The following is a 16,329-nucleotide window of genomic DNA, read 5'->3' as shown; positions in this document are numbered from 1 at the left end:
CGGGCCCGCACGCTCAGTGCCCGGCCGTCCCCTCCGCACCGGGCGGGCGCTCGAAGCGCGGCATCAGGAATGCCAGCCCCCACGCCACGGCCAGGGCGGCGGCGCTGCCGAGGGCGCCGACCGTGAACGCGTCGTCGAACACCCCGCGCACCGCGTCCAGGCTGTGTGCGGCGGGCGCGTTGTCCTCCACGTGGGTGAAGAACAGCGTCCCGAACAGCGCCACCCCCAGCGCCCCCGCGAGCTGCTGCACCGCGTTGAGCACGCCGGAGGCCGAGCCGACCTCGTGATCGGCCACCCCGGCCAGCGCGATCCCGAAGAACGGCGCCATCAGCAGCCCGAACCCGAAGCCCGCGACGGCGGTCGCCGGCAGCAGGATCCAGGTGTTCACCGGGCCGTCGTGCATCGTGATGGTGGCCGCGGTCCCGAGCACGCCGAGCAGGCCGACCACCAGGCCGGCGTGCAGCACCCGACGGCCGTACTTCGCGGCGAGCACGGCCCCCGCCAGGCCCGCGCCGACGGTCGAGCCCAGCGACCACGGGATCAGCGCGAGCGCCGCGTGCGTCGCGGACCAGTCCAGGCCGATCTGAAGATAGACGCCGAGCACGAGCATCAGGCCGATCATCGAGGCGAACATCATCAGGCCGACCGCCAGGGCGCCGGTGAACGCACGATTGGCGAACAGGCTGACCTCGACCAGCGCGTCGCGACCCGCACGGGTGGTGCGCAGCTCGTACCAGGCGAACAGCCCGAGCACCGGCAGCGAGGCCGCCAGGCAGCCGAACGTCCAGGCGGGCCAGCCCTCTTCGCGGCCCTGGACGAGCGGGTAGACGAGCAGCATCATCGCCGCGGTGACCAGGACGACACCGACGAGGTCCAGGCCGGGTCGACGGGTGGTCGTACTCGGCTCGGGCCGGGGCACCACGCGGGCGCCGGCAACCAGGGCGAACAGGCCCAGCGGCACGTTCACCATGAACACCGCGCGCCAGCCGAGGCCGAACACGTCGGCGTCCATGACCACGCCGCCCAGGATCGGGCCGAGCACCGCGGCCAGCCCCATCGAGGGGCCGAACACCGCGAACGCGGCGCCGACCTCGCTCTCGTGGAACATGTCCCGGATCAGGCCGAGCGCCTGCGGCACCATCATCGCCGCGGCCAACCCCTGCAGGCCGCGGGCCCCGATCAGCATCTCCGGCGACTGGGCCAGCCCGCACAGCGCGGAGGTGACGGTGAACGCGGTCACCCCCATCAGGAACATCCGCCGCCGGCCCAGGATGTCGCCCAGTCGGGCGCCGGTGATCAGGAACATCGCGAACGCGAGCGTGTACGCGGCGGAGAACCACTGGAGGTGGGTGGAATTGCCGCCGAGCGCGTCTCGGATGCCGGGACCGGCGACGTTGACGATCGTCGCGTCGAGCAGGTCCATGATGTCGGCGCCCATGACCACCGCGAGGCCGATCCAGCGCAATCGGTAGGACGTGCGCTTCCCCGTCTCGGCCGCGGCCGGCGCGGCGTTGGTGACGTCGGTGTCCATCGTCTCCCCCGTCTCCCCTTCTGCTTCTGCTCCGGTTTTCGAACACTGTTCGTACTCCGAACAGTGTTCCCGTCTCGAACACTGTTTTAGGTGCGAACACCGTTCGAGTCAAGTACAGTGTTCGTAAAGTCGCAGGATTCGTGGGATTGGTCGAGGAGGTGGCGCCGTGTCCGAGGCTCCCGAAGTACCCCTGCCGCCGTGGCGCACGACGCCCAAGGCTCGGGGCCCGCGCAAACCGGCGCTCTCGCAGGAGGCGATCGTCACCGCCGCGCTGGAGATCATCGACGCGGAGGGCATGGACGCGCTGAGCATGCGCCGGCTGGCCCAGCGCTTCGAGACGGGGGCGGCGTCGCTGTACGCCTACGTCGCCAACAAGGAGGAACTCGTCGAACTCGTGGTGGACCGGGTCAACGGTGAGGTGCACATCCCGGTCGCCGATCCCGAGCGCTGGCGCGAGCAACTGCGCGAGACGATGTTCGCGATCCGCGACGTCTACGCGGCACACCGCGACCTGGGCCGGGCCACGATCGGCTCGGTGCCGATGGGTCCCAACTCGCTCCACTCGTCGGAGCGGCTGCTGGCCATCCTGCGCGCGGGCGGACTGTCCAAGCGGGTCTGCGCGTTCGCCGCCGACGTGTTGTCCATGTACACCGTGATGTCCGGCCTCGAACTGGGCGGGCCGGAGGCCGGGCACGGCTCGACCGACGCCGAGCGCGGCGCCTACTACGCGCGGATCCGGGAATACTTCACGGCCCTGCCCGCGGCCCGTTTCCCCACGCTGGCCTCGCTGAGCGCCGAGTTGACCAGCGGCGATGGCGACGAGCGTTTCGCGTTCGGGATCGACGTCCTTCTGCTCGGCCTGATCGCGTACTCCGAACGGGAGTCCTGACCCGGACCCGACGTCGACACCTCCTCGCGCCGGCTCCCCGCCGATAGGTGTGCAGCAGCATGGGGAACAGGGACCACGGCACGGTCCGACGTTCTCGGGAGGCTGCATGTTCGACATCGGGGAATTCAAGGCCGGACCGCGCAACGCGATCACCGACGTGGCCGGGCTGCGGGTCGGGCACGCGGCGTACACCGACGCCGGCGCGATGACCGGGACCACCGTCCTGCTCGGCCCGGTCGGCGGTTTCGTGGCGGGGGTGGACGTGCGCGGCGGCGCACCGGGCACGCGCGAGTTGGACGCGCTCGATCCGCGCAACCTGGTGCCGCGGATCGAGGCGATCGTGCTCAGCGGGGGCAGTGCGTTCGGGCTCGACGCGGCGGGCGGGGCGGTGGCGTGGTTGGCCGAGCGCGGGCGGGGGTTCCCGGTCGGCGCCGAGCCGCACCAGGTGGTGCCGGTGGTGCCCGCGGCCTCGCTGTTCGACCTCGGGCGCGGCGGCGACTGGCGGCGCCGGCCCGACGCGGCGCTCGGGCGGGCGGCGATCGCGGCGGCGGACGCCGAGCCGGAGCACGCGCCGGTGCCGACGGGCAGCGTGGGCGCGGGCACGGGGGCGATGGTCGGCGGCCTGCGCGGCGGGGTGGGTACGGCGAGCGTGGTGCTGCCCGGCGGGGTCACGGTCGCCGCGCTCGCGGTGGTCAACGCGGCCGGGTCGCCGGTCGACCCGATCGGCGGGCTGCCCTACGCGGTCGGCCTCGGCCTACCCGGCGAGTTCCCGCTCACCCCGCCCGAACACGCCGAGCACGCCGCCGCGTTGACCCGCGCGGCGGCCGCGGCGCAGACCCCGCCCACGCTCAACACCACGATCGGGATCGTCGCCACCGACGCGACGCTGACCAGGTCCCAGGCGCAGAAGGTGGCGGGCGTCGCGCACGACGGGCTGGCCCGGGCGATCCGTCCCGTACACACCCTCTACGACGGCGACACGATCTTCGCGGTGTCCACGGCCCGCGTCCCGCTGCCCGCGCCCGACCCGACCACGCCGTACGGGGTCAACGAGGAGGCCGCCGCGCTGACCCTGCTGCACGCCGCGGCGGCGGACGTGTTCGGCCGGGCCGTCCTGCACGGGGTGCTCGCGGCAAAGCGCGGCGGGTCGGTGCCGGCGTACCGCGATCTTTATCCGAATTCCACCTGTCGATACGACGGGTGACGTTTCGGCGAATTCCCAAACCCGGTCGCGGCTCGGCTTCGGAGCCGGCCTATCATCTTCGATTCGAGGACGAGTTTTCCCGTTTCCGAAGGGGCTCGAAAAACTGACGGAGCGGTCGCCGACGTGGGTCACGTGGATCATTTCCAGTACGGAGCGTTGACCCCGGTCATCGCCTACCTGATGTCGTGTCTCGGCTCGGCGCTCGGGTTGTTGTGCACGACGCGGGCCCGCGCGGTGCGCGGTTGGGTGCGGGCACGCTGGTTGGTACTGGGCGCGGCCTCGATCGGCGGTACCGGAATCTGGGTCATGCATTTCATCGGCATGCTCGGTTTCTCGGTGCGCGGCACGCCGATCCGCTACGACGTGTCCAAGACCATCACCTCGCTGGTGCTCGCGGTGATCGTGGTCGGCATCGGCATGGCCATCGCGGGTCGACGCAACGCGGGCTGGGTCGGCCTGGTGCTGGGCGGCGTGGTCACCGGCGGCGGCGTGGCGAGCATGCATTACATGGGCATGGCCGCGCTGAGCCTGGACGGCAGGATCCACTACGACACGCTGCGCGTGACGTTGTCGATCGTGATCGCGGTGGTCGCGGCCACCGCCGCGTTGTGGGCCGCGCTGCACGTGAGCGGATTCGCGGCGACCGGGGGCGCCGCGTTGATCATGGGCCTGGCGGTCGGCGGAATGCACTACACGGGAATGTCGGCGATGAGTGTGCGTACCGAGGGTGCGCACGGGTTGGCACACGGTGTGGAGGCGACACAATTCCTCGCGCCGTTGATCACCGGCATCAGTCTTTTCACGGTGATCACGTTGTTCATGGTGGCCCTGTCGCCGTCCGCCGACGAGATCAGGGAAGAAGCCGAACTCAGGGCCCGGCTGGCCCGGTTGGAAGACAATCGGGGCACCCCGTTCGCGGCCGGGAATGCCGGCGGCGAACGGGTATCGCATCGGCGGCGCGCCGAAGACGATCCCCGGGATTACTTCCGCGGCGGACGCTGATCCGGGCTTCGTGCCGAGCGAGGCGGGCCAAAGCGGTCGAGGCGGCCCGGATAACGCTTGATTGCGTCAATGATTTGGCGCAGACTCGCACGACGTCTCAACCAGCCCGACGCGTCGGCGCACCGTCGGCGCGTGGTCAGGAGGAACCCGATGCCGATCCCCGTGCCCCTGGACGAATATCCGGTCCACCAGGTCCCGCTGTTCCACAGCGAGGTCGGCTCGACCGACCGGAACTTCTACGACCGCTGCATCATGCACGCCTACGACCGCACGGGCGGCGTACAGATCGCCACCGGCCTGGGCGTCTACCCGAACCTGGGCGTGATCGACGCGTACGTGGTGGTCCGCAGGGACGGTCGCCAGCACGCGGTGCGGATGTCGGGCGCGCTCGGCCCGGACCGGATGCGGCAGGAGGTCGGCCCGTACCGCATCGAGGTGTTGGAGCCGCTGTCCAGCGTGCGCGTGGTGTGCGACGCGCCGGAGCAGGGCATCACGATCGACCTCACCTTCACCTCGCCGTTCGCGCCGCTGCCGGAACCTCGACACGTGCAGCGCAGCGACTTCAAGCCGATGCTGGACGCGTCGCGCTTCGTCCAGATCGGCGACTGGACCGGCACGGTGACCCTGGACGGCGAGGAGATCACGGTCACCCCGCGGACCTGGTCCGGCTCGCGCGACCGCTCGTGGGGCATCCGCCCGTCGGGCGAGGCGCCGCCGGCCGGACGGCCCGCGCAGACCGCCGGGTTCTGGTGGAACTGGATCCCGCTGCACCTGGGCGACCAGGCGCTGATGATCATCGCGCAGGAGTCCGCCGACGGGCACCGTTTCCTGACCGAGGCCATCCGGATGTACCCGATCGCCTCCGGGAAGGCTCCCGAGCAGTTGGGCTGGCCCGAGTTCGACGTGCGGTACACGCCCGGCACCCGGCACCCCGAGGGCGCCGACATCCACCTGACCGACCGCAAACGCAACGCGCTCACGCTGCGCCTGGAAAACCACGGGTACATCGCGCTCAACGTCGGCGCGGGCTACGGCGGCGACCCCGACTGGGGGCACGGGCAGTGGAAGGGCGAGGACTACCTCGACGGCGCGGTGTACGAGCAGAAGGACCCCGGGGTGGCCAAGCGCATCCCGTTCGGTGTGATCGACCATGTGGCCACCGCTCGGCTGCTCGGTCCGGACGGCGCCCTGATCGCGGAGGGTCTGGGCATCTTCGAGCACGGCACGTTCGGGCGGCACGACCCGTCGGGGTTCACGGGGTGGGATTCGGTGGCGCCGTAGCGGCGGGGGCTCGCCCCCGGCGCTACCCGCGCACCTTACCGGACATGCACCGTTGATGCCCGCAAAACGCATAGATTGCTGAAATACCGGGACAGTTCGCGGTATTCATAGGTGCGGGACCGGTGTCACTCACTCCCGTGACCCGCCGACCGCCGGGCCGTGCACGCGAGTCCTCCCGCGCGCCCGGCCCGGCCGGTCTCGGCCGGAGCGGTCCGGCTCAGTCGTCGGCCAGGAACGCGTTCAGCCGCTCCGTGGTCTCGATCCACTCCTCGACCAGCGACATCACGACCTCCTGGGTCGGCCGGACCCGGTCGAGCATGCCGACCACCTGGCCGACCGGCCAGCCGTTGAGTTCCTTGTTCTTCGTCCGGGTGAACCGCCGGGACGCCGCGTTGAAGATGATGCCCTGGAGCGGCATCGGCAGCGGGTCGGGGTTGGCCGGGTCCTCCCACGCCTCGGTCCACGCGCTCCTGAGCTGGCGGGCGGGCTTGCCGGTCATCGCGCGCGAGCGCACGGTGTCGGTGGACTTGGCCTCCAGGAGGTTTTGTACCGAGACCTCGTGGGTGTCCGCCTCGGCAACGGTGAGCCACAGGCTGCCGGTCCACACCCCCTGCGCGCCGAGCGCCAGCGCGGCGGCCATCTGCCGGCCGCCGCCGATGCCGCCGGCGGCGAGCACCGGGATGTCGGGGCCGACCGTGTCCACCACCTGCGGGATGAGCACCATCGTGGAGATCTCGCCGCAGTGCCCGCCGGCCTCGGTGCCCTGCGCGACCACCACGTCCACGCCCGCCTCGACCTGCTTCTGCGCGTGCCGGGGGCTGCCGCACAGGGCGCCGACCAGGACCCCCGCCGCGTGGCAGGCGTCGATGATGTCGGCCGGCGGCGGGCCGAGCGCGTTGACGAACATCTTCACCAGCGGGTGCTTCAGCGAGACCTCGATCTGCGCGCGCGACTCCAGGTCCACGTTCAACCCGGCCGCCTTGACCGGTCGGTCCGCCAACTCCGGGGGCAGCGGCGGGATGTGGTGCGTCTCCAGGAGTTCGTCGACGAACTTCCAGTGCTGCTCCGGGATCAGCTTCTCCAGGTTGGCGGGCAACGCCGCCTCGCCGCCGCCCTTGCCGATGTAGGCCATCGGGATCGCCAGGTCGACGCCGTACGGCTTGCCGTCGGTGTGCTCGTCGAGCCAGGCCAGCTCGACCTCCAACTGCTCGGGGTCGAACGCGAGCGCGCCGAGGACCCCGAAGCCTCCGGCTCGGCTGACCGCCGCGACCACGTCGCGGCAGTGGGAGAACGCGAAGATCGGGAACTCGATCCCTAGCTTCGCGCAGATGGGGGGCTTCATCGGCACAACCTCCGGTCACCGGGTGAAGGCCCCAGAATAGGAAGGCTCCTTGACCAAATCAAGGTCAAGGAGCCTTACCATTTGCACCGGGGCGCCGGGGCGGCACCCGCGCCGCTACGGCTTGTCCGTGCCGACCGCCCACATCGCGAAGTACTGCGCCGCCGCGCCGTACGCCTGGGCGAGGGCGACCTTCGCGCCGTCCACTTGGTGCTCGCCGGCCGTGCCCCGGACCTGGAGCGCCGCCTCCAGGAAGCGGAGCATGCCGGAGGCGCCGATCGGGTTCGAGGACAACACGCCGCCGGACGGGTTGACCGGGAAGTCGCCGTCGAAGGCGGTCTCGCCCCGGTCGACCATCTTCCAGCCCTCGCCCACCGGCGCGATGTCGTGGCCCTCCAGCCACATCGGCTCGTACCAGGAGAACGGCACGTACAACTCGGCCACGTCGATCTGCCGGCGCGGGTCGGTGATGCCGGCCTGGCGGTACACGTCCCACGCGCAGTCGACGCCGGCCTGCGGGCGGATCGGGTCGCGGCCGTTGAAGGACGACGGCTCGGAGCGCATCGAGGTGCCCAGGACCCAGGCCGGCGCCCGCCCGTCGGCCGCCGCCGCGTCGCCGCCCGCCTCGTCGGTGAGCACGATCGCGCCGGCGCCGTCGGAGGACGGGCACGACTCCAGGAAGTGCAGCGGGTCCCACATCATCGGCGACTCGCGGACCTTGTCGATCGAGATGTCCTTGAGCTGGAGATGCGCGTACTCGTTGCGCAGCGCGTTCTGCCGGTCCTTGACCGCCACCTGCCAGCCGATGTGCTCGGGCGCGCCGGACTTGCGGATGTAGGCGCGAATCCACGGCGCGAACGCGCCGCCCGCGCCGATCGAGCCGGACTTGCCGCCGCCCAGGCCGAATTGCGCGTTCCCCTCGGACTGCTTCTCCCACGCCACCGCCAGTACCCGCTTGTGGACGCGGCTGCTGATCAGGTGGGAGGCCACGATCGCGGTGGATCCGCCCACGCTGCCGGCGGTGTGTACCCGGAACACCGGCTTGCCGGCGCCGCCGAGCGCGTCCGAGAGGTAGAGCTCGGGCTTCATCACGCCCTCGAAGATGTCGGGGGCCTTCCCGATCACCACCGCGTCGATGTCGCTCCACGTCATCCGTGCGTCGTCGAGCGCGCGCTGGGCGGCCTCGCGGACGAGCCCGGCGATCGACAGGTCGTCGCGCCGCTTCTTGTGCTTGGTCTGGCCGATGCCGACGACGGCAACGCGCTCATGGGTCATCGGTTGTCACCTTCCAGGACACAGACGAGGTTCTGCTGGAGTGCCGGGCCCGAGGTGGCGTGCCCGAGCGTGCGCGAGCGTCCGTCGACGAGGATCGCCTCGGCCGCGTCGGCGATCCGGACCAGGCCGGTGGCCATCAGCGGGTTGCCGGTGAGCGCGCCGCCGGAGGGGTTGATCAGGACGTCGTCGGCCAGGCCGAGCGACTGCCGCAGGATCACCTCCTGCGCGGTGAACGGCGCCATCAGTTCGGCCACTTCGACGCCGGTCACGCCGCCGGCGCGCGCCGCGGCGAGCCGGGTGGAGGCGGAGTCGGTCAGGTCGCGCAGGGCCGGGTTGTGCACCTCGCTGCGGTGGTCGATCCCGGTGATCCAGGCCGGGCGCTCGGTCAGTTCGGCGGCCCGCGGGCCGCGCACCAGGACCACCGCGCAGGCGCCGTCCGAGATCGGCGGCAGATCGCTCCTGCGCAGCGGATTGCGCAGGTAGCCCTCGGCGAGCAGCTTGTCCACGTCCTGCTCGGCGGTGCGTACCTGCTGGTTCGGGTTGCCGGCCGCGTCCCGGCGCGAGCGCGCGGCGATCTCGGCGAGTTCGCGTTCGGTGCTCTTGCCGGACTCGATCAGCTGCCGGGCCTGGAGCGCGGCCAGCGAGACGGGGTCCAGGCCGAGCGGCGCGAGGTAGTACGGGTCGAGTTCGAGCGGGTAGATCGCGGCCGGGTCGCCGGTGGAGGACTTGCCCGAGCCCATCGCCACCGCGATGTCGATGTCGCCGTGCCGCAGCCGCACCCACGCCTCGTACATCGCCCACGCGCCGTCCATCTCGACGTGCGATTCGTGGATCGGCGGCCAGGCGCCCATCGCGTCCAGGTTCGGCACGAACGAGAACGTGCCGCCGGAGATGTAGTCGCACGACCCCTGGCAGCTGAAGCCGATGTCGGAGCGCCGCAACCCGACCTTGCCCAGCGCCTCGTCGACGACGATGAGCAACATCTCGGTCTCGGTGAGCTCCTGCCGGCGTACCGCCGGGAGCTGCGCGGTCGCGACGATCGCGATGTCGCTGTCCTGCCGCACTGCCGTCTCCCTTGTCTCGCCCGCCTTTTGACGTGTCGTCATTTTTGACCTGCCGTCATGTGACCTGCCGTCATGTGACCTGCCGTCATGTGACGCGTCGTCATCAGAACACCCGGTTCATGTAGTGCTCGGCGGGCTCGTCCGGCTCGCCGGTGGGCCGCCAGCCCTTGATGAAGCCCGCGACGGTGCCCCAGCCCTTGCTGGTGATCTCCGCGGCGTCGCGTTCGGCCTCGGGCATCCACTCCGCTTGCACCCGCATGCCGACCCGGATCTCGGACACGGGGAGGTCCAGGATCTGCTGCTGGGCGATCACCATCTCGTCGCCTTCGAGCACGACCGAGGCGCGCGCGAACGGCTCGGTCTCCTTCTGCCCGGGGTACGGGGTGGGGGTGATGATGGTGTAGTTGGACACCACACCCCGGTCGGGCAGGTCCTCGTCCAGCTCGGGGCCGAGTCGGATGGCGTCCACGGAGCAGTAGCCCCGGCCCAGGAACACCCGGTTGCACTGCGGGCAGCGCTGACCGGTCAGCTTGCCCGCGCGCAGGTTGCTCGCGTAGCGGACCAGGGTGGGCGAGAGCACGTCGGTGTAGGTGATCGTGGAGAAGTACTCCATCGTGGTCACCTCCTGCGCCTCGCCGGGCTCGCCCTCCGGGGTCTCGGCGTGCTCGCCGGGGACGAAGCAGATGATGTCGTCGATCCGGCCCACGGGCTCGTCCCGCCAGCGCGGCGCGACCCGCATGCCGGTGTACACGGCGTCCTCGGCGCCCGCGTCGAGCACGTGCACCAGGTCGGTGTCGGCGCCGTCCAGGCGGATCAGGACGAAGGCGAACGGGCGGTCCAGCGGGTGCGATGCGATCGGTTCGGCGACCCAGGTCCAAGACCGGACGGTGCCGGCGGGGCCCACCTCGACGAAGTCGCGCGCGAGCTCGTTCCCGGTCTCCGGGTCGTACTCCATCGGCGGCACGATCACCCGCTCGCCGGAGCGGATGCCGACGATCCGACGGGCGGTCAACTCGGAGAAGAAGCGGCCCATGACCGGCCCGAGTGTGCGCTTGTAGGGGAACTGGATGGTACTGACGGTCTGTGTCGACACGGTCATCCTCTCGGCCTTGGAACGAGGTCGGCCACCGGCCGAACGATAGGTAAGGTTCCTTGACGAGGTCAATGGATAGCGAAAACATGTTCTCTCCAGGGCTGTTCGAGGGCCCTGGGGCGACGGGTCGACTCAGCGGTTTTGGATAAGTTTTCGACCGGGCGGCGAACTAGCGTTGGGGCCATGTTCACCTCGATCTTCCAATCACAGATCTTCGTCCTCGACCAGAACGAGGCACTCGACTTCTACGTGGGCAAGCTCGGCCTGGAGGTCAAGGCCGATGTCGACATGGGCTTCATGCGCTGGCTGACCGTCGGCATCCCCGGCGAGGCCGGCCGCGAGATCCTGCTGGAAAAGCCCGGACCGCCGTCGATGTCCGCCGAGACGGCCGACCAGGTGCGGGAGTTGGTGACCAAGGGGGCGATGGGCGGCTGGCTCATCTTCATCACCGCGGACTGCCGCAAGACCTACGAGACGCTGCTGGCCATGGGCGTCGAGTTCACCGAGGAGCCGACCGAGCGGCCGTACGGGGTCGACTGTGGGCTGCGTGACCCGTTCGGGAACCGGATCCGGTTCACCCAGCCGAACACCTGAGGACGCCGGCGCCCGGTCCGCCTCGGGCGGTCGGGCGCGGGCGGTCAGCCGCTCGGGCGGGACCAGGCCATCGTGAAGCAGGTCGGCACCCGGGCGGCCACCGCCTCCTTGCGATAGGCGCGCGGTGATCGGCCGACGATGTCGTGGAAGGTACGGCTGAACGTGCCGGGGCTGGCGAAGCCGACCTCGAAGCAGATGTCGGTCACGCTGCGGTCGCTCTCACGGAGCAGGAACATCGCCCGTTCGACCCGGCGCCGCTGGAGATAGCGATGCGGCGTCTCACCGAAGGTAGCCCGGAAGGTGCGGGTGAAGTGCGCCTCGGACACGTGCGCGATGCGGGCCAGGGCCGGGACGTCCAGCGGCTGCGCGTACGCGCGGTCCATCGCGTCGCGGGCCCGCAACATGCGGCGGTTGGTGTCCTCGGTGGCACGGCTCACGGGGCCATCCCATCACGGTTGCGTCCATGGCCGGTCGCGCGGTCGACACACTCCGCCGGCGAGCCCGCTCCGGCTCCCGCCGGGGCGGCGCGCTCGTCGGTGTGTCGGTCGGGTGTCAGCGGCCGACGTGCTCGGCCAGGAAGTCCTCCCAGGTGCGGGTGCCGACGGTGGCCTTGTCGAGCGACAGATTGACGCCCGCCCGGTAGGCGCGGCCGATCTTGCCGGGGATGCGGACCGGGAGGTGGAGGCGGCGCTTGCCGGCCGCGGCGAGGTAGCCGCGCGCGAGTTCGCCCATCGTGTAGACCTTGGGGCCGGTCAGGTCGGCGACCAGGCCGGACGGGGCGCCGAGGGTGAGTTCGACCATGCGCTCCGCGACATCGCGGCCGTCGACGGGCTGGAAGCGCAGGCCGCCCGGGTTGGGCACCACCGGGAACTTGGTCATCGAGCCCATCATCTTCAGCACGAGCTCGTTGAACTGGGCGGCGCGCAGGGTGGTCCAGGGCAGCCCGGACGCGGTCACCGCCTGCTCGGCGCCGAGCTTGGCGCGGAAGTACCCGATCGGCATGGTGTTCGCGCCGATCACCGAGATGTACACGAGGTGCCGCACACCCGCGTCCTTCGCGGCGCGCACCAGGTTGCGGGTCGCCTCGTCGTCGCCCTTGGCGCCGCCGGCCAGGTGCAGCACGGTGTCGACGCCCTTCACCGCCTCGTCGATCCCCTCGTTCTTCAGCAGATCGGCGCGCACCTGCTCGACGCCGTCGGCCGAGGTGCCGCCGCGCCGGCTGAGCACGCGGACCTCGCGACCGGCCTCGCGCAGCTGCGGGACGATCAGGCTGCCGAGGGTGCCGGTACCGCCGGTGACCAGGATCGATGCGCTCATGACGACTCCTTCGGAAACCGCCCCGGCTCGTTCCGGGGCCTCTGCTTCCTTGACGGAGCCCCCGCGAAAAGTGTGACTACGAATTTCCGCGCGGGTTTCGACACCTGTTCGGGGACGCGTGACGAGCGACCGAGCCGAGGGGGCGGCCATCCCACCAATGACCGCCCGGCCCGGCCCCAGTAGGTGCAGAGAGGCACCCGTCAGCCTGCGATCGGGGCCTCGATCATGTTGAGCCACCAGGTCGACCGGCCGTTCGTGTGGTCGACCATCGCCTCGGCGAGGAGGCGCCGTGTCGTGTGCGGGGTGCGGCGCCATTCGGGAAAGCGCCACATCCAACGCCGTACCTCCCCGAGGTTGTGCCCCTCGTCCACCAGGTGCGACCCGACGAAGGCGACCTCCGCCCACCGCGGCCCGAGCGCCACCCGGCCCCAATCGACGACGGACAACCGACCGTCGGGCCGAATGATCATGTTGGCCGAGGTCAGATCGGTATGCAGGAGCCGATCCCCACACAGCGGCCCCGACCGCCCCGGCGGCAAATGCTCCCGCAACCGCCCGACCAGGGTCGGCAATCCGGCACTACGTCCGGGCCGGATCCGCCCGATTCGATCCATCGCACCGACCACCTGCACCAGATCCGGCGAATCGAGACACAACCGAACGGCCCGACCCTCCACGTACTCGAAGACCAACACCCGCCACCCATCGACGGCCCCGTAATGCAGCAGCCGAGGCGACAACACCCCCGTCACCGCACTCGCCGCAATCTCACTCGTCTGCGCCCGAGCCGAAAGCGGCGCGGTGGCCTCCTCGGCAGCCTTGACGAACACAGCCCCATCGGCAGTGCCGACAACAGCCGCAAAGGAACTGGTATACGGCCCGGCGACAGCCTGCACCGTGCCCACGACCCCAACCGACTTCTCCACGAAATCGCATACGCCCCAGGGAAGTTGGCCCCACCCCACCCCCGCACTCACGATGCCCTCCGCCCCGCGAGGATGGGCAGGGCAACCACCCCGACCTGCCGCCCGAGCGCATCCAAGCGCCACAACTCCCGTACGGCACCGGCCAACTCACTCCCGAGGTCGAGCACCACCAGATGCGCAACGGGACACAGGTACGGCGACCGCCCACCCTCCCGGGGCTGCACCACGGCCACCCGCTCCGAAGCGGCGGGCAACGCAACCACGGTCCCCTCCGGCAACTCGGCATGCCGCACCCGAGCCCCGACAACAACCGGCAGCCCACTCTCGAATCAATACTCTTGAATCTCCATCCCTGCCTCACGGTGGATAGATGGAAGACAGCGGCCGGGCGCCCGCCTCGAATCGAGACGCCCGACCGCTGTCGCTCGAAAAAGCGGCGACACGAAGCCGCCACCTTGGTCCTACGCCGGGGCTACTCCCACACGAGCCGCTGCCCTTCCGGTCCCACCCGGATCCGCAGGCTTTCCGTCGGGAGTTCGGCCGCACGCCATTCGGCCACGCGCTCGCTGATCGTGTCCCACAGCCGTTCGGGCCCACCCTGCCGCACACGTGGCCGACCGTTGCGTTCGTACACGCACGCCCACGCGCCGGCTTCGACGTCGACCAGGACCTCTTCCCGATGCCCGAGGCGATTCATCGTGAGCCGTTGCGCGCCGGGCGCGGCGAATTGGGCGACCCATCGGGTCGTGTGATCGTCCAGCGCATCCGGGCCGAGGTCCGTCGACTGTTCGTCGCCCGAGTCGAGATCGGGCAGCAGTCCGAGTGGCGGCGGCGTCTGCGGTCTCGCGATCATGAATCCGACCTGTCCGCCGAGCATCGGCCCCGCGGCGGTGCCGTCATCGGCGACCGTCAGCCGTACCGGTTCGCTCGCCCCCATCCACCCGCCGTACACCGGGGCCAGGATCTCGCCGCCGGGTCGGGTCTGTGCGATCCACTCGGTGGGCACGGTTCGCACCCCGCACGTAGCGATCACCCGGTCGTACGGTGCCCCGTCGGAGTGTCCGCCGAGTCCGTCGCCGGCGACCAGAGCGGGGCGATATCCCAGCCCGGCGAGTGCCACGCCGGCGGTTGCCGACACGGTTGGATCGACCTCGACACTGGTCACCAGGTCGTCGCCGAGTCGGTGAGCGAGAAGCGCCGTCGAATATCCGGTCCCGGTGCCGACTTCGAGCACTCGCATACCCGCCGACACCCGCAGTTCCTGCAGCATCCGAACGACCAGCCCCGGCATCGTGCTCGAGGACGTCGGCAGTTGTCGCACCCGCCCGTCGACATCGCGCGGCACGAGGACCCCGCCGAGCTGCGTGACGAGCGTGTCGTTCTCGTACGCCCGGGCAAGCTTGTCCGGGCCGTCCTCGACCGATGCCGGGCGGTACCAGCCCTCGTCCTCGTACTCGAACCACCCCCCGGCCAGGAATGCTTCACGAGGCACCGCGCGAACCGCCGCTTCCCACTCCGGCGTACGCACGATCCCGTCCTTCACTATCAATTCGGCCAGCCGGCCGCGAAGCACTGCGGCTTCGTCGTCGCTCATGCTCTGGTCACTCCGTTCTGGAGGAGATCGGCGAGTGCCGACGCGATCGGTTGTTCCGTCGCGCTTTCCAGCCACGCCCATTGGCCGTTGGGGTTGCACTCCAGGAACCACCAGACGTCATCGGCGGTCACGGCGAAGTCGAACGCGCCGAACACGAGCCCGAAGTATTCGAGAAAGGCGAGCATCGCCCGACGGATGCCGTCCGAACAGGAAACGGCCTCGTAGACAAGCGACTTGTAGGCCGCTCTCCAATCCGGCACGCCTGGCGGTGCGATGATCCGGACGCAGAAGACTCGATCACCGACGACAGTCGCCCTGATGTCGGCGATCTTGTCGATGTATCCCTGAAACAGGTGTGGGCTCAGGCTTACCGCACCGGTGATCTCCTCCGGATCGACGCTCGCGGCCCAAATCCCGGCGGGCGACCCGTCGACGGTGTACTCACCCGCGTGCAATGGCTTGTAGATCGCCCTGTGTTGCCGACAGAACGCCTTTGCTTCCGTCGGATCGTTGGTGATGATCGTCGGCGGTACCGGCATACCGAATCGCCCTGCCGCAACGAGTTGAGCGGTCTTGTACTCGGCGCGGGCAATCGCAAGGGGGTGACTCACATACAGACAGCCGGGCAACGAGCCGAGCACACCCCCGAAGCCGCGTCGGTGCTCCTGGGCCGCGAAACGCTCACCTTGCTCGCTTGCGGACACGGAGTACGGGGTCGGTCGGCGGTGATACAGGGCACGCACATTCGCGAGGTCGACCGAACGATCGCCGACGACCAGCCGACCGCTCCAGCCATCGCGGGTAGTCCGGGCCGCGAGCGTTGTCGTCCCTCGCCTGCCGGGATCGACGCGCAGGACGGGCACCCGGCGACGGTTGAGTTCGGTGATCACCAGATCGGCCGTCGGATCCAAATCCTCGGTGGCGACCAACACCGGGCGCCCATCCACGCGTATCCCCTAATCCTGCGTCGCGTCGTGGCCGGTGTCCCCGTCCTGCCGACCGTCCTTGCTGACCTGCGTGGGCGGGTACGAGTTCACCGACGTCCCGTGCTTGCCCATTTCGGCCCGCTTCGGCCGGCCATCCGCCCCTACCCAACGACCGGTCTGCGTCTCCGGGTCCACCCCGGCGTACCGAACGTCCGTCGCTCCGCCCACATTGTCGAGCGGAAGCATTCGACCGAACCCCCATGGGACAGCCTGCTGTTTGCTATTCACCATCGT

General features: G+C 70.2%; 17 protein-coding genes. 5 read left to right on the top strand and 12 right to left on the bottom strand.

Going from position 1 to position 16,329, the window contains the following annotated elements:
* Window positions 1-13 precede the first annotated feature (13 nt).
* Window positions 14-1,531, bottom strand: a complete 1,518-nt coding sequence (locus tag ACFXKZ_RS40560; RefSeq protein ID WP_380009066.1) for an MFS transporter — start codon at window positions 1,529-1,531, stop codon at window positions 14-16.
* Between the two features lie 166 nt (window positions 1,532-1,697).
* Here ACFXKZ_RS40560 and ACFXKZ_RS40555 point away from each other — a divergent pair, with 166 nt between their 5' ends.
* The 4 genes from ACFXKZ_RS40555 (at window position 1,698) to ACFXKZ_RS40540 (ending at window position 5,907) form a co-directional block, all read left to right on the top strand.
* Window positions 1,698-2,420, top strand: a complete 723-nt coding sequence (locus ACFXKZ_RS40555) for a TetR/AcrR family transcriptional regulator (protein WP_380009063.1) — start codon at window positions 1,698-1,700, stop codon at window positions 2,418-2,420.
* A gap of 106 nt (window positions 2,421-2,526) precedes the next feature.
* On the top strand, window positions 2,527-3,624 hold the full coding sequence (locus ACFXKZ_RS40550) for a P1 family peptidase (RefSeq protein WP_380009060.1): 1,098 nt from the start codon (window positions 2,527-2,529) through the stop codon (window positions 3,622-3,624).
* 132 nt (window positions 3,625-3,756) lie between these two features.
* Complete coding sequence (locus ACFXKZ_RS40545) at window positions 3,757-4,626, top strand: MHYT domain-containing protein (RefSeq protein ID WP_380009057.1); 870 nt, start codon at window positions 3,757-3,759, stop codon at window positions 4,624-4,626.
* A gap of 150 nt (window positions 4,627-4,776) precedes the next feature.
* Entirely contained in the window at window positions 4,777-5,907 is a 1,131-nt protein-coding gene (locus ACFXKZ_RS40540) for a hypothetical protein (protein WP_380009054.1), read from the top strand.
* 217 nt (window positions 5,908-6,124) lie between these two features.
* On the opposite strand, the gene ACFXKZ_RS40535 is transcribed toward ACFXKZ_RS40540, so the two are convergent.
* From ACFXKZ_RS40535 to ACFXKZ_RS40520, 4 genes are all read right to left on the bottom strand, one after another.
* Window positions 6,125-7,249, bottom strand: a complete 1,125-nt coding sequence (locus tag ACFXKZ_RS40535; RefSeq protein WP_380009051.1) for an NAD(P)H-dependent flavin oxidoreductase — start codon at window positions 7,247-7,249, stop codon at window positions 6,125-6,127.
* 114 nt (window positions 7,250-7,363) lie between these two features.
* Window positions 7,364-8,521, bottom strand: a complete 1,158-nt coding sequence (locus tag ACFXKZ_RS40530; protein WP_380009048.1) for a thiolase domain-containing protein — start codon at window positions 8,519-8,521, stop codon at window positions 7,364-7,366.
* Entirely contained in the window at window positions 8,518-9,627 is a 1,110-nt protein-coding gene (locus tag ACFXKZ_RS40525; protein WP_380009045.1) for a lipid-transfer protein, read from the bottom strand. The genes ACFXKZ_RS40530 and ACFXKZ_RS40525 overlap by 4 nt, the downstream gene beginning before the upstream one ends.
* A gap of 61 nt (window positions 9,628-9,688) precedes the next feature.
* A complete protein-coding gene (locus tag ACFXKZ_RS40520) occupies window positions 9,689-10,684 on the bottom strand; it encodes a Zn-ribbon domain-containing OB-fold protein (RefSeq protein ID WP_380009042.1) in 996 nt (331 codons plus the stop codon).
* Between the two features lie 177 nt (window positions 10,685-10,861).
* On the opposite strand from ACFXKZ_RS40520, the gene ACFXKZ_RS40515 reads away from it, so the two are divergent.
* Window positions 10,862-11,272 carry a VOC family protein gene (locus tag ACFXKZ_RS40515; RefSeq protein WP_380009039.1) on the top strand — a complete coding sequence of 137 codons (411 nt, stop codon included), beginning with the start codon at window positions 10,862-10,864 and terminating at the stop codon, window positions 11,270-11,272.
* 44 nt (window positions 11,273-11,316) lie between these two features.
* On the opposite strand, the gene ACFXKZ_RS40510 is transcribed toward ACFXKZ_RS40515, so the two are convergent.
* The 7 genes from ACFXKZ_RS40510 to tgmA form a co-directional block, all read right to left on the bottom strand.
* Window positions 11,317-11,709, bottom strand: coding sequence for a helix-turn-helix domain-containing protein (locus ACFXKZ_RS40510; protein WP_380009036.1), 393 nt, complete (start codon window positions 11,707-11,709; stop codon window positions 11,317-11,319).
* A 115-nt stretch (window positions 11,710-11,824) separates the two neighbouring features.
* Window positions 11,825-12,589 (bottom strand): SDR family oxidoreductase, encoded by a 765-nt coding sequence (locus ACFXKZ_RS40505; RefSeq protein WP_380009033.1) that lies wholly within the window; start codon window positions 12,587-12,589, stop codon window positions 11,825-11,827.
* Window positions 12,590-12,789: 200 nt separating this feature from the next.
* A complete protein-coding gene (locus ACFXKZ_RS40500; RefSeq protein ID WP_380009030.1) occupies window positions 12,790-13,419 on the bottom strand; it encodes a phosphotransferase in 630 nt (209 codons plus the stop codon).
* A 143-nt stretch (window positions 13,420-13,562) separates the two neighbouring features.
* Window positions 13,563-13,769 (bottom strand): hypothetical protein, encoded by a 207-nt coding sequence (locus tag ACFXKZ_RS40495; protein ID WP_380009027.1) that lies wholly within the window; start codon window positions 13,767-13,769, stop codon window positions 13,563-13,565.
* Window positions 13,770-13,987: 218 nt separating this feature from the next.
* The gene (tgmC, locus tag ACFXKZ_RS40490; protein WP_380009024.1) at window positions 13,988-15,109 is read right to left on the bottom strand and encodes an ATP-grasp peptide maturase system methyltransferase; all 1,122 of its coding nucleotides are present in this window, start codon (window positions 15,107-15,109) and stop codon (window positions 13,988-13,990) included.
* Window positions 15,106-16,041 carry an ATP-grasp ribosomal peptide maturase gene (gene tgmB, locus ACFXKZ_RS40485; RefSeq protein WP_380009021.1) on the bottom strand — a complete coding sequence of 312 codons (936 nt, stop codon included), beginning with the start codon at window positions 16,039-16,041 and terminating at the stop codon, window positions 15,106-15,108. The genes tgmC and tgmB overlap by 4 nt, the downstream gene beginning before the upstream one ends.
* A 24-nt stretch (window positions 16,042-16,065) precedes the next feature.
* Complete coding sequence (tgmA, locus tag ACFXKZ_RS40480; RefSeq protein ID WP_380009018.1) at window positions 16,066-16,326, bottom strand: putative ATP-grasp-modified RiPP; 261 nt, start codon at window positions 16,324-16,326, stop codon at window positions 16,066-16,068.
* Window positions 16,327-16,329 lie beyond the last annotated feature (3 nt).

This window comes from Embleya sp. NPDC059237 (genome assembly GCF_042754105.1).
Lineage (GTDB): Bacteria > Actinomycetota > Actinomycetes > Streptomycetales > Streptomycetaceae > Embleya.
This window is presented reverse-complemented; position numbering and strand designations above follow the sequence as displayed.

Coding starts and splice junctions, on each gene's coding strand:
- ACFXKZ_RS40530 (WP_380009048.1), bottom strand. CDS start 8,521: ATGACCCATGAGCGCGTTGCCGTCGTCGGCATCGGCCAGACCAAGCAC.
- ACFXKZ_RS40525 (WP_380009045.1), bottom strand. CDS start 9,627: ATGACGACACGTCAAAAGGCGGGCGAGACAAGGGAGACGGCAGTGCGG.
- ACFXKZ_RS40520 (WP_380009042.1), bottom strand. CDS start 10,684: ATGACCGTGTCGACACAGACCGTCAGTACCATCCAGTTCCCCTACAAG.
- ACFXKZ_RS40535 (WP_380009051.1), bottom strand. CDS start 7,249: ATGAAGCCCCCCATCTGCGCGAAGCTAGGGATCGAGTTCCCGATCTTC.
- ACFXKZ_RS40505 (WP_380009033.1), bottom strand. CDS start 12,589: ATGAGCGCATCGATCCTGGTCACCGGCGGTACCGGCACCCTCGGCAGC.
- tgmC (WP_380009024.1), bottom strand. CDS start 15,109: ATGAGCGACGACGAAGCCGCAGTGCTTCGCGGCCGGCTGGCCGAATTG.
- ACFXKZ_RS40560 (WP_380009066.1), bottom strand. CDS start 1,531: ATGGACACCGACGTCACCAACGCCGCGCCGGCCGCGGCCGAGACGGGG.
- ACFXKZ_RS40550 (WP_380009060.1), top strand. CDS start 2,527: ATGTTCGACATCGGGGAATTCAAGGCCGGACCGCGCAACGCGATCACC.
- tgmA (WP_380009018.1), bottom strand. CDS start 16,326: ATGGTGAATAGCAAACAGCAGGCTGTCCCATGGGGGTTCGGTCGAATG.
- ACFXKZ_RS40515 (WP_380009039.1), top strand. CDS start 10,862: ATGTTCACCTCGATCTTCCAATCACAGATCTTCGTCCTCGACCAGAAC.
- ACFXKZ_RS40540 (WP_380009054.1), top strand. CDS start 4,777: ATGCCGATCCCCGTGCCCCTGGACGAATATCCGGTCCACCAGGTCCCG.